The sequence below is a fragment of the Mucilaginibacter sp. 3215 genome, from assembly GCF_050433785.1.
GTDB lineage: Bacteria > Bacteroidota > Bacteroidia > Sphingobacteriales > Sphingobacteriaceae > Mucilaginibacter.
Genome location: NZ_JBNPWO010000002.1, coordinates 576,175 through 590,167, shown reverse-complemented (window position 1 = coordinate 590,167; position 13,993 = coordinate 576,175). Strand labels below are relative to the sequence as shown.

7 protein-coding genes are annotated in these 13,993 nt (G+C 43.5%); 6 read left to right on the top strand and 1 reads right to left on the bottom strand.

What is annotated here, in order from left to right:
- The first annotated feature begins 3 nt into the window (after positions 1–3).
- The 3 genes from ABIC84_RS06060 (at position 4) to ABIC84_RS06050 (ending at position 6,088) form a co-directional block, all read left to right on the top strand.
- Positions 4–1,524, top strand: coding sequence for a SusF/SusE family outer membrane protein (locus tag ABIC84_RS06060; protein WP_429262987.1), 1,521 nt, complete (start codon positions 4–6; stop codon positions 1,522–1,524).
- A gap of 31 nt (positions 1,525–1,555) precedes the next feature.
- Positions 1,556–3,322, top strand: a complete 1,767-nt coding sequence (locus ABIC84_RS06055; RefSeq protein WP_429262986.1) for a glycoside hydrolase family 66 protein — start codon at positions 1,556–1,558, stop codon at positions 3,320–3,322.
- Positions 3,323–3,409: 87 nt separating this feature from the next.
- Positions 3,410–6,088 (top strand): glycogen debranching protein, encoded by a 2,679-nt coding sequence (locus tag ABIC84_RS06050; RefSeq protein ID WP_429262985.1) that lies wholly within the window; start codon positions 3,410–3,412, stop codon positions 6,086–6,088.
- A 263-nt stretch (positions 6,089–6,351) separates the two neighbouring features.
- Here the strand turns inward: ABIC84_RS06050 and ABIC84_RS06045 are convergent, their stop codons facing one another.
- The gene (locus ABIC84_RS06045; RefSeq protein WP_426588717.1) at positions 6,352–6,960 is read right to left on the bottom strand and encodes an RNA polymerase sigma factor; all 609 of its coding nucleotides are present in this window, start codon (positions 6,958–6,960) and stop codon (positions 6,352–6,354) included.
- Between the two features lie 167 nt (positions 6,961–7,127).
- Between ABIC84_RS06045 and ABIC84_RS06040 the strand changes: the two genes are divergently transcribed.
- The 3 genes from ABIC84_RS06040 to ABIC84_RS06030 all read left to right on the top strand — a co-directional run bounded on the left by ABIC84_RS06040 (position 7,128) and on the right by ABIC84_RS06030 (position 13,830).
- Positions 7,128–8,276, top strand: a complete 1,149-nt coding sequence (locus ABIC84_RS06040; protein WP_429262984.1) for a FecR family protein — start codon at positions 7,128–7,130, stop codon at positions 8,274–8,276.
- Positions 8,277–8,585: 309 nt separating this feature from the next.
- Entirely contained in the window at positions 8,586–11,951 is a 3,366-nt protein-coding gene (locus ABIC84_RS06035) for a TonB-dependent receptor (protein ID WP_429262983.1), read from the top strand.
- 10 nt (positions 11,952–11,961) lie between these two features.
- Entirely contained in the window at positions 11,962–13,830 is a 1,869-nt protein-coding gene (locus ABIC84_RS06030) for a RagB/SusD family nutrient uptake outer membrane protein (RefSeq protein ID WP_426588711.1), read from the top strand.
- Positions 13,831–13,993: the final 163 nt, after the last annotated feature.

The following is a 13,993-nucleotide window of genomic DNA, read 5'->3' as shown; positions in this document are numbered from 1 at the left end:
AAAATGAAAGCTTTAAATTTTAATGGTGTTTATACACCAGGATCAGGATATATAAAGTCCACATGGTGGGCGCTAATCGTTTTATCCTTCCTGTCCCTCTTTACTTTTTCATGTAAAAAGGATACAATAACAGCTAAGGTAACGTCAACTCCGGTATTGGCGGCTTCATCCAATTCGGTAGTACTTACGCGGGATAATGCCGCGAAACCAGCCCTCACTTTAACCTGGTCGGCAGCTAACGTGCAGGGTATGCAGGGTTCGGTAACTTACTTTTTGCAGTGGGATATAAAAGGGAACAACTTTGCCAACGCGGCTACTATTAAATTAGGTAAAGACACGCTTACCAAAGCCTACACGCAAGAGGCCCTGAACGATATGTTTATTACGCTACCTGTGGCTACGGCTACTGCGGTAGAGATGCGTTTGGTTACAGCTACGTCGGATGGTTCTGTATCACCGTTTAATTCTAACGTTGTTGCGCTTACTGTAACTACCTATTCAAAAACGATCCCGCCTCCTTACAGCCAGTTATGGATGGTAGGCGACGCAACACCAAAAGGCTGGGATATCAGCAATGCCACACCTGTGGTTCAGGATGGTAATGATCCGTACCTGTTCACCTATACAGGAGTATTGGTTGCCGGTGAATTTAAGATTGCTACCGTTAAGGATTTTGGCGGCGCGTTTTATCGTCCGCTGGCCAATCACCCCACGCTTACCGAAACCGCGGCACAGGTAAGCAGCGGCGATCCGGATAATAAATGGCAAATAAGCGCCGCGCAGGCAGGTAATTATAAAATTACCCTTAACCTGCATACCAATATCATCAATATTGTAAGTACCGATCCGCCGAAGGCACCATTTAGCCAGTTGTGGTTATTAGGAGATGCTACGCCAGGTGGCTGGAGCCTGGACGCTGTAACTCCATTAATTGTCGACGCGAACGATTCATTCATATTTACCTGGACAGGTCCGCTTACTACAGGTGATTTTAAAATAGCTACAGCCAAAGATTTTAACGCGCCGTTTTACAGGCCTACCACCAACGCGCCCGATCTGTCGGCGACCGCGGTGCAACTTAACGCTGGCGATCCGGATAACAAATGGCATATTACTACGGCAAGCACCTATAAAATTACACTGAATTTGCATACCAACACCATTAGCATCGTTAATACAGTTGTCAGCACGCCGCCTTACACCGCGTTATGGATCATCGGTGATGCCTCGCCCGGCGGCTGGAGTTTGGATGCCGCCACACCAATGGTAAAAAGTGCTACTGATCCCTTTGTATTCAGCTGGACAGGGCCTTTAGTAGCCGGGGAGTTCAAAATAGCTACAGCTAAGGATTTTGGCGCCAAGTTTTATCGCCCGGTAACTGATCATCCCGCGCTATCTGCAACAACTGTTCAGCTAAGTGCCGGCGACCCGGATAATAAATGGATAGTTACGGCCTCAGCCGAAGGAAACTATAAAATAACGCTCAATATGAAAGACTTGAGCGTGGCTATTGTAAAACAATAATCAATTGAAAACAGGAAATAAAATATTTGAAATGAAAATATACAGCGTAGGTGTAATGATGATGTTCGCAGCCATTAGCTGCGGCTGCACAAAGGACAAACTGGTTGATAATACCGGTTTGATAAAAACAGTAGCCACAAGCAGCCTTTCCGGCATCAGCACCGATAAAGCTTTTTATAAACCGGGAGACGAGGTTGTTTTTACACTTGATAAGGCCTTGCCCGCTACCGCGAAAGTAAGGTATAAACAATCGGGCAGCGTTATACAATCCGGAACGGTAACGGGTACATCATGGAAGTGGACGGCGCCCGCGCCGGATTTTACCGGTTATATGGTTGAGTTGTTTGATACAGTGAACGGCCAGGAAAAGATCTATGGTACTATTGCTGTGGATGTATCGTCGGATCCGGCACGCTTTCCGCGAAATGGATTTTTATCCGCCTATGGTAAACTGAGCGATGGCGATATTAAAACAGTGATGAGTTCATTAAACCGTTACCACATGAATTACGTGCAGTTTCAGGATTGGGAGTATAAACACCATGAGCCACTGGCCGGTATTGTAGCCAAACCCGATGCAAGCTGGAAAGACATCGCTAACCGGGATAATTACCTTACAACTGTTCGGGGTTATATTACGGCCGCGCACGGTTACAATATGAAAACCCTGCATTATAACCTCGCATATGGATCATTGAATGATGCCGCTGCCGATGGTGTAAACGAGCAATGGTACTTGTTTGATGATGCAACCCATGCTAAAAAGGAAGTAGCTTCGCTGCCGCAACCGCCTTTTAAAAGCGATCTGTATATTATGGATCCCTCAAATACCGGCTGGCAGCAATACTTAGCGGGTAAAACCAATGACATGTATAAAGTATTCAACTTCGATGGTTATCAAATTGATCAGCTGGGTAACCGTGATAAAACTTTGTACAACTATAGCGGTGGAACGGTTGATCTGCCAACAGCCTTCAATTCCTTTATAAAAGCGATGAAAGTGGCATCGCCAACAAAAAGGTTGGTAATGAACGCGGTAACTCAGTATGGTCAGCCGCAAATAGCCGATACACCAGTTGATTTTCTGTACTCGGAAGTATGGGCACCGAACGAGGGGTATAAAGATCTGGCCGACATCATTAAGAGCAATGACGCCCTCACCGGCGGTGCCAAAAAGAGCGTACTTGCTGCATATATGGATTACGACCTGGCGGGCAGCGCTGGTTATTTTAGTACTCCCGGTGTTTTATTTACCGACGCGGTGATCTTTGCGCACGGCGGCTCGCACCTGGAATTAGGTGAGCATATGCTGGGCAAAGAGTATTTCCCAAATAACAATCTGCAAATGCGCGACGACCTGAAAGCCGCCATGGTTAGCTACTATGATTTTTTAACGGCTTATGAGAATTTGCTTCGCGATGGGGGAACATTCAACAACCCTGCCATTACTCCGGGCGATAGCCAGACCAAACTCAATAACTTTCCGCCGCAAACGGGGCAGGTATCGGTAATCGGCAAAGATTTGGGCAATAAACAGATTATACATCTTATTAACTTTGCCAATGCCGCAAGTTTCGATTGGCGCGACCGCAATGGTACGCAAGCTGTCCCTCACCCGGTTAGTAATGGCCGCTTTAATTTTACCGCAGCCAAAACCGTTAAAAAGATCTGGGTAGCATCTCCGGATATCGACGGAGGTACATCGAAAGACGTTGCGTATAAACAATCGGGCAATGCTGTTACATTTACATTGCCAATGTTGAAATATTGGGACATGGTAGTGGTTGAATATCAATAATAAGATTGTTCTATCTATTCTTTTTATTCCGCCGGGCATGATTTATTGCCCCGGCGGAATACTGTTTTATAATCAAAATATCTTTTAATGAAAAATTCTGTCTCAGTAATTCTTAGCTTATTGCTTAGCGCCGGTTATGTGAGCGCGCAAAGTGGTAAACCAATTTACACTTCGGATGCTTATACCATTTATCCGGATAGGGTGGTGCAGGGCAAATACACGGCAATAGCGGCATCAGCAACCGATCTGCAATCCAACTATCAAAGCCCGGCCAACCTGTTTAAAAGCCCGGTGGTCGACTTTAAATTCAGTATTAACGGCAAGGATAATGAAATGCCTTCAGGCAACGATCATCATTTTATTTGCTCAGGTTCTGAAAACGCAACCCCGCTTATCAGGTTTGGGCAGCCTGATGCTGATAAAAAAATCGCACCGGCCGGTATTTATCTAAAACCATCTTCACAATTTAAGATCCGTGTGGATATGCGCGATGTATTGGGCGCTTTTAAAACGAAGAGCTATTATACCTGTTTTAATGGCGATAAGATCTATAAAGATGATTTTAAAGGTTTGTTTGTAGCAGGAAGCACTGCTCCCCTGATTTGGGATTTTAACAATTTGATCAATCATCCCGAACTGGAACTAAAGGATCCCGATGGTGATGGCATTTACGAAACCACGCTTATTTTGAATAAACCGGGTGATGCCAATAACACAGCTTCATTATGGAAATTGAGTAAAGATATAAGCGCTTTTCCTCAATATCGTTCAGGTTATTTGTTATCCGATGCAATCTATAATCTTGCTTTAGAGGAAATGCAGAATGCTGTTGAGCCCGACAGTACGTTTAGGACAGGCAAGGAGTGGAGCGGTGTATGGACACGGGATATCAGTTACAGCATTATTCTTTCCATGGCGGTTTTGCAACCCAAAGTAGCCATGTATAGCCTCATGAAGAAGGTACAGAACGGCCGTATTATACAGGATACCGGTACGGGCGGGGCTTACCCGGTATCGTCCGACAGGATGATCTGGGCTGTTGCCGCCTGGGAGGTTTACAAGGTAACCGGCGACAGAAAGTGGCTGGAAAAGGTATACCCGATCATTAAAAAATCAGCGGCCGATGATGCTTATAACGTGTATGACAGACAAACCGGTCTTGTCAGGGGTGAATCGTCGTTTTTAGACTGGCGCGAAGAAACTTACGCTAAATGGATGCAACCGGCCGATATTTATGAGTCTGAATGTTTAGGCACCAGTGTCGTGCATTTTCAGGTTAACAAGGTTTTGGCTGCTATGGCTGGCTTAATGGGGGATCATAAAGCTGTTTCGGGCTATCTTCAACAGGCTGATTTAATAAAAAAAGGCCTCAATAGTTTATGGTTGCCAGGTAAGGGTTACTATGGCCAATATCTTTATGGCAGAAACAATAAAATTATATCGCCCCGGTCTGAAGCATTGGGCGAAGCTTTGGCTGTGTTATTTGATGCCGCGGATGCTGGTAAACAACAATCTGTTGTTGACAACACTCCGGTAAACGAATTTGGTATCCCATGTATTTACCCGCAAATACCCAATATTTTACCATATCACAATAACGCTGTATGGCCCTTTGTTGAAAGTTATTGGGCAATGGCATCGGCAAAGGCGGGTAATGAAACATCGCTTTTGCGGGCTATTGCTGCTATTTACCGCCCGGCCGCGCTTTGGCTTACCAATAAAGAAAATTTTGTTGCCAGCGATGGCGATTTCGCCGGTACCCAGATTAACAGCAGTAATATGCTGTGGAGCCTGTCGGGCAATATTGCTTTGGTATACAAAGTTCTGTTTGGTATTCATTATAGCGAAAACAGTTTGGAGTTTACGCCATTTGTGCCTAAAGCTTTGGCTGGCGAGCGTTCATTACATCATTTTAAATACCGTGATGCCGTATTGGATATTAAAATGAGTGGCTACGGTAACCAAATAAAAAGCATAAGCCTTGACGGAAGGAATATGAGCAGGGCCTTACTTCCGGCAGATCTGAAAGGAAGCCACCAGGTAGGCATAGTTCTCGCCAACAATACAGTCTCCGGAAAAAGCAATCTGGTGCCGGGATATACCGCGCCGGAAACACCTGTAGTTACCTATGCTAAAAAAAAGCTGTCTTGGTTAAAAACGAAAAATGCAGTGAGTTATCGGGTTATCAAGAATGGGCAACCGATTGGGCTGACCAAATCATCAACCTTTAATATAATTGCCGGGAAGTACGCCGAATACCAGGTTGTTGCGGTAGATGCCAAAGGAGTAAGCTCATTCGCAAGCGAACCTGTTTCCGTAATTCCGGCAACGGCGCAGCAAATCATTGAAGCTGAAACGATCACCGGAAAATCAGAACTTCCTTACCAGGGTTTTACAGGCTGTGGTTTTGTTGAGGTCAGTAAAACCACGATTACCAAATTGGATATACCGGTAAATATTGTTAGGACTGGTACCTATATTATCGATTTGCGATATGCTAACGGCAACGGGCCTATCAATACCGAAAATAAATGCGCCATACGCACATTAACTGTGGATGATAGTTTTGCGGGTACCATTGTATTGCCCCAACGCGGGAAAGGTGAATGGAGCAATTGGGGGTACAGCAATGGCATAAAACTTAAATTAAGTAAGGGTAAGCACATTGTATCGCTTTATTTTAAAAACGCCAACGAGAACATGAACATCAACATTAACCAGGCAATGTTAGATCATTTTAGGTTGATAAGGGCTGGCGACAATTGATACCTTTTGATTTTAAATTGATATGGTGCGATCACTTGCTCATTAAACAATTTGCGTTATTTGAATAGTGCTTAAGTGAGATTGAGCATTTTAGTTATATACGTTACCCAATAATGGTCTCCTGATGTCAGGCAAACGCGTTATTGGGTGACGTTTTTTAAAATTTGAAGATTATCCGCTTTTCCTGCTGTTGGTAAATATACGCTTAGTTGTTTCACTAATCCATAAGAGTACCAATGTCTTATTAAATAGATGGTTGCAATTTATAATCCCAATTTGCTATGCAAAAGCACAAGCTTGGCAACCAATATAACGGTAGGGTAATGTTTAAAATGAGGCTTAAGGTGTTTAACAGCCAGAGAGATTTGGTTTTCGACCGCCCGTTTCGAAATAGACAGGCGCTCGGCGATCTCGGCGTTGCTTAACTGATTTACCCTGCTCAACAGGAATATTTCTTTGCAGCGTGGAGGTAGTTTATCAAGCAGCTTATCCAGATTGGTGCTAAGTTGGTTAACTTCAATACTGCTTTCGGCATTGTTGTATACAACCGTTAAATCATCCAGCTTTTCATAATCTTCAACATATTTTACCGGCGATGTATTGCTTGCTTTTATAGCGTTATATACGCGGTACCGGGCGGCAGCGTTTAGGTAATTTTTAAATGTGATAATGTTGAGCACATCCCGCTTTTCCCAGATATTAATAAATATATCGTTTACAATGGACATGCAGGTATCTGTATCATGCAAATAAGAAAATGCTTTTTTATAAACCAACTCCCAGTAACGATCATAAAGCAGAGTAAACGCCTTCTTGTCGTTACGTTTTACCGCGGCAAATAAATTTTCATCTGATTGTTTCGTGTAGTTCATTTAAAAAGATCCCGATCTGAGCTTGAACCATGCAAGGTAATAACAAAGTTTTATTGTTGAGGGATAGTTGGCGGCTCGATATCGATTGTATGATAAATCTAAAAAAAATAAAAAAAGTATGTGAGTTATTACCGCGAAAGTTGTCTATACCGATAACCGTTATAGCTATGTTATACAAAGAGTTTGTTGAATTATACGAGCGTTGCACGTTGGGCAATTGTACGCCCCAGGAGCAAAAATTATTTGAAGAATATCGTGATAACTTCGATTTATCGGATATGCCATGGACATCAGATTTTGGCAATAAAGCAGAAATTGAGCAACGCCTGAAAACAGATTTGCATAACAGGCTATTTAAAAACCAGGTAAAACATCTTATCCCGGTAGGCTGGTGGGCAGCTGCCGCAGCTGTGGTTTTTGTTCTTGGTGGCCTATTATTTGCCAATGGGTATTTCAATAGCAACACTAAGCCTTACCAATTAGCATCAGATAAAAATATTATTAAACCAGGTGGCAATAAAGCTACGCTAACGCTTGCCGATGGAAAGCAAATTGCCCTTGATGGTTTGCGCAAAGGAAAATTGTTTACACTTAATGATGTTACCGTCAATAATGATGTAGATAGCAGTATAACCTATCAAAAAACTGCCTCTCAAATTACCGGCAAATCGCAGCCCTACAATGTATTGTCAACGCCTCGCGGCGGTAAGTATCAAATAACACTAGCCGATGGTAGCAAGATTTGGCTTAATGCAGGTAGTACTATTAAGTTTCCGGTAGATTTTACAAGTGATGAAAGAGCCGTTGAGTTATCCGGCGAGGCATACTTTGAAGTGGCTCATGATGCTATGAGACCCTTTAAAGTAACCAGTGCCGGTCAGGTAGTACAGGTGTTGGGTACGCATTTCGATATCAATGCTTATCCTGATGAAGCTGCGGTTAAAACAACCCTGCTTCAAGGCAGCGTTAAAGTTTATCGAAAAAATCAAACAGCTATCACACAGCAAATCATTATAAAACCAAACGAGCAGGCCGTTTTTAAAAGCGATAAGCTATCAAAAACAACGGTAGATGCCGACGAATTTGTGGCCTGGAAAAATGGCGTGATCTTGTTTAAGAATGCCGATATCCACGATGTGATGAGCAAAATTGCCAGGTGGTACAATGTTGAGATAGAATACCAGGGGCAAATAGGCAACGATACCTACAACGGAGAAATTCCGAGAAACGCGGCTTTTTCTGAAGTGATCAAAATACTCAAACTAGATGATATCAATGTGAAATCAAGCGGACGAAAACTTATAGTTTCTCAATAGCGGCCCTACATCATCCTATAAAAATTATAAAACCAATAACCAGTTATTAACCTAAAAACCAATTTACGATGAAGAAAAAAGATACTTAAAAAAGCTCCCATCAAAATCTCATTCAAAAAAAATGCCGGAAGTGCTTCCAACACCACCGGCAGGTTCCGCTTGCGCGGTAGTTTCTGGATCAGAGATTATAAGAAACCGTCGAAGTTTACTTTTTAACCAAACCAAAAACCTAACGAAACTATGAAAATTAATCTACGTAGTTCGAAAAACTGCGAATTTCTGTTTTTAAGTAGAAGAATATTTTTAGTGATGAAGCTAATTATTTTGTTAACGATTGCTTTTACTTTCCAGGTTAAAGCAGATGTTTTCGCCCAGAAGATCACCTTGTCTGAAAACGGGGTATCGCTCGAAAAAGTATTAAAGGATATCAATAAGCAAAGCGGCTATACTTTCTTTTATAAGAATAAGCTGCTGCAAAACTCTCCCTCGGTATCTATTAACGTTAAAGATGCCGATATTAAAGATGTGCTTGATGTATTATTGAAAGGCCTGGCGCTGTCATACAGCTTTGCCGAAAAAACCATCGTTATTAAAGGCAACGGAGAATCCAATGATTCGGATGCCGGTAAAAAGGTGGCTGCAGCAAACATTGATGTTAAAGGTACCGTAGTGGATGAAGCAGGCAGGCCATTGCCCGGTGCATCGGTAAAAATTAAGGGCACAGCGCAGGGAATGACCACGAACGAAAAAGGTGAGTTTGCCTTTAAAAATATCTCCGATAACAGCACGCTGGTTATATCATTTATTGGCTACACAACCAAAGAAGTTCAGGCCGCGAAAGATTTGGGCGTTATCGGCCTTGTACCCGGCACCGGCCTGCAGGAAATTGTGGTAGTAGGTTACGGAACGCAGCGCAAAGAACGTGTTACCGGTTCGATAGTATCAGTAGGTACTAAAGAACTGCAGCAAAGCCCGGTTGCTAATTTAAGCAATGCGCTGGCCGGCCGCTTACCTGGTTTATTAACGGTTCAAAACAGTGGTGAACCGGGGGCTGATGGTTCATACTTGAATATCAGGGGCTTTGGTACTACCAATAATTCGGCCCCGTTGGTATTGGTGGATGGGATTCAGAGGGATTTTAGCGGCCTGGATGCTAATGAGGTTGAGAGCGTGAGTATCCTGAAAGATGCTGCCTCGACCGCTATTTATGGTATTCAGGGTGCCAATGGCGTTGTGCTGGTTACTACCAAACGTGGTAAAATAGGCACATCACGTATCTCGGCAACTGCGCAAAATGGCTGGCAGTCGCCAACCTCGTTGCCTCAATATGTAGATTCATATACTGGCCGAAAGCTTTACAAGGAAGGTTTGATAAACGATGGACTTTTTGCGGATACCAGTGCTTATACTGATGTTTTGCTGAATAAATACCGCGACCGCACATACCCGGCATACCAGTATTTGTACCCCAATGTTAACTGGACAAAAACAATGCTGAAGCCATTTTCATACCTGTCGCAAGGTAATTTGAACGTTGTTGGCGGTACGGAAAAAACAAGATATTTTATCTCCTTATCATATTTACAACAAAATGGTTTATATAACTACGAAGATGCTGTAAGCCAATACGATATCCAGGCCATCACCCATAAATACAACTTCCGCTCAAATATCGACTTAAACCTTACCAAAAACCTGTCGATGGAGCTGAACTTAGGTGCTATTGTGTATGATAGGAATTATCCCGGCGCAAACGCCTCTCAGATCTTTAACGACATCAAACAAACACCGGCCTGGTATTACCCAATCACCAATCCGGATGGTTCGCCGGGTGCCGCGCCTAATACCAATCAATCTCCGTATGTTGATCTCACACAATCTGGTTACCAGCGAAACTTTGAAACCTCATTGCAATCAACAGCAGGTTTTAAGTGGGATTTGGGCTGGTTAACCAAGGGGTTAAGTACCCGGGTTAGGTTATCATTTGATAATAATAACTTCCGGAATGTAAACAGATCATTATCCAATATCACCTATCAATATTTATTAAATCAGGGTGTTGCTGATACCGAAACGGATTTGGCGGCCAATGGTCATTATGTAATTGTAAATAATGGCAATGGCACACTTGGCTACGGCGTAAATGCCAACGGTTCGCGGCGTACCGTACTGGAATCTTATGTCAATTACGACCGCGATTTTGGTAAGCACTCCGTAAAAGCTATGGCCATCTACAACCAATCGAGCTTTTTTGATGCTGTACCCGATGGCATTCAAAATGCCAGGGCCGGTTTGCCATACAAATACCAGGGCGTGTTGGGTCGTGCCGCTTATGCTTATGATGATCGTTACCTTGCCGAGTTTAACTTTGGCTATAACGGATCAGAAAACTTTGCGCAAGGGCACCGGTTCGGATTTTTCCCGGCTGTTTCGGCTGGCTGGATAGCCTCGAACGAGCACTTTATTAAAGATAATCCATCACTTAGTTTTATCGATCAACTTAAGTTAAGAGGATCGTACGGTATTGTTGGTAACGATAAGATAGGATCGAGCAGATTTCTTTATCTAAGCACCTGGGTACAAGGCGACGGGTACAAATTTGGTTTTAATAACGATGGTAATAGCTATGGAGGCTACCTGGAAGGCCAGGCGGGCAACACCATGCTAACCTGGGAACGATCAAAAAAACTGAACATAGGCCTTGATCTGAGCTTATGGAAAGGGATGTTCTCGCTTTCGGCCGATGTGTTTAAGGAACGTCGTAATAATATCCTCGCAACTTCGCAACTGATACCTGCCTTTATAGGTTTGCCACAAATACCGGCCGTTAACGCAGGTATAACCGACAACAGGGGATATGAAATTTCGCTTACGCACAGGCGTGAGTTTGGTAAAAAACAAGGATACAGTATTACTATAAATTATGCTTATGCCACCAACAAGATCCTGTTTTACGCGCAACCGGATTATCCAGGCCGTGAATGGCAGGCTTTAAAAGGCACAAGCATTAACGAGATTTATGGTTACACCGCTCTCGGTCTGTTTAAAAGCCAGCAGGACATTAACAGCAGCCCCTCGCAGGCCAGCCTTGGTGTTACCAAGCCTGGCGATATCAAGTACAAGGATTTGAACGGCGACAACGTGATTAATAGCCTTGATGCAGGTTTTCTTCCCGGAAAAGTAGCCAATCCCAAATCGCAATTTGGTGTTGCACTTGGTTACCATTATGCCAATTTTGATTTGAGTGTGTTGTTTCAGGGTGGTTTGGGTGGTTCTACATTACTGTCGGGGTCGGGCGTTTATTCTTTCTCGAGGTTTGCCAGTTCGTTGGTTCAGGTTGTTGATAATCATTGGGTTGCTTCAAATCCAGATGCTAATTATATGTTCCCACGCATTTCATCGGCCGATAATGTGAACAACCAGCAGGCATCAACCTTTTGGATCTATTCTTCAAATTACATCCGCCTAAAAACAGTTGAACTGGGTTACACCTTACCTACAACCTGGATGAAACGGATAGGGATTGAGAACGCGCGTATTTTTGTGAATGGTATTAATCTGCTCACCTGGAGCAAGCTTAAAGATTTTAATTTCGACCCCGAAATTGGTAACAACGGTACCGGAACCTATCCGCAGCAAAAGGTGATCAACGCCGGTTTAAGATTTACATTTTAAAAGATTTAACATGAAAAGCAATAAACTTATATACTTATTTTTAATTGCCTGCATTACTGTGGTTTCCTGTAAAAAATACCTCAACGTAGTGCCTACCGAACTAGTTACGCAAGATGCGGTGTTTAATAATATCCAAAATGCCGAAAGCGCCTGGGCGCATTTGTACGCATCATTAAATAACAACGATGTACAATATGTGCGTGGCGGTGGTCCGGCTTTAGGTGCCTGTACAGATGAGTGTAAAAATCACTGGGAAAACGTGCCCGAATTGGCATTTAACTCGGGCGCGTGGAATGCTACCAATAACTCACTTGATATTTGGGGCAGGGCGTATCAATACATCCGCTCATCAAATATCTTTTTGGCAAGTATTGATAAAACACCTATCCCGGCTTCAAGAAGTGATTATTATGCGCCACGCATTCCGCTTTACAAAGCCGAGGCAAGGTTTCTGCGTGCAAATCAATATTTCGAATTATTCAGGAGATATGGCGCTGTGCCTTTAATTAATACCGTTTTAGTCACTACTGATCCATCGGCCACAACCACAACCCGAAATACTGTTGATGATGTGGTGAAGTTCATCACATCCGAGTGTGATGCCATTGCCGCCATTTTACCGGTATCATACACTAGTGGCTCGAGCGATTATGGACGTATTACCAAGGGCGCTGCTTTAGCTTTAAAAGCGCGTACTTTAGTTTATGCGGCCAGCCCTTTATTTAACGGTAATACCATGTATGCAGGAGTTAAGAATGCCGATGGCACACAGCTATTTCCGCAAACGTATGATAATAATAAATGGTTGCAGGCGGCAAATGCTGCCAAAGCGGTGTTGGATCTGAATGCTTATTCGCTATCAAACCCAAATCCGTCAAACCCGGTTGATAACTATGCACAGTTGTTTTTTACACGGAATTATGATGAAACTATCCTTCCTTTGATTGTGCCGGGCAATCGTGATTTTGAAGGCAATTACATGCCTAACGGTCGGGATGGCAACGCGGTAAATGGCAACGGGAAGATGAGCGTTTTTCAGGAGCTGGTTGATGCTTACGAGATGAATAACGGCAGGCCTATAACAGATGCTCAATCGGGCTATCAAACCACTGGTTTTTGGAATGGCCAGCTTTGGGATGGCGTGCGCAATACTTCGGTATCTAATATCTCTAACATGTATAAAAACAGGGATCCTCGTTTTTATGCTACCATATTTTTTCAATATGGTGTATGGAATTACACCAACAATGCCCGGCCCCTAAAATTTGCCTGGTTTGGAAACAATGGCGGCGGATGTGATGGCTGGCCAAAACCGGGCACCAACTGCGAAACCGGTTACAACTGGCGTAAATGGGCCGATCCTAACGTTAACCTGAAAGGCGGCGGCAGCGCTAACCGCAATTTCCCAATAATTCGCCTGGCCGAAATTTATTTGATCTATGCTGAAGCTATGAACGAATATTTGGGGGCGCCCAATAGCGATGTTTACAATGCCATAAATGCCGTAAGGAGGCGGGTATCTATGCCGAGCCTGCCTATCATCGCATCTGATAATACTAAAGAAGGAATGCGCAAAAGGATCCAAAATGAAAAACGTATAGAATTTGCGTTCGAAAATCAGCGTTTTTGGGATGTACGCCGCTGGTTAATAGCCAAAAGTGTAGATAACGGCGATATGCACGGCATGAACGCCAGACCAACTCCGGCAGAGCTTAACTCGACCGGATTGGACCCCAATAGCGAAGCTGCGGGCGTAGCCGTGTTTTACAAAACCGTGGTAGATCAAACCCGTGTTTTTGCCGACAGGCATTACCTGATGCCAATACCGCAAACCGAAATCAATATTGATCCGGCGCTAGTACAAAATTTTGGATGGTAACCTAAACCCTGATACCGGTGCCTTGGCTTTTATCAATGTCTTTAATGAGATTCGGATAAAGTGCCAGACCCGGAAATTTGATAAAGCGGTTGTTCCGGATAGGGCAACCGCTTTAAACCGACAGCTAATAATGAGCAAAGGCATTTAGTTTATGTGCTGATTT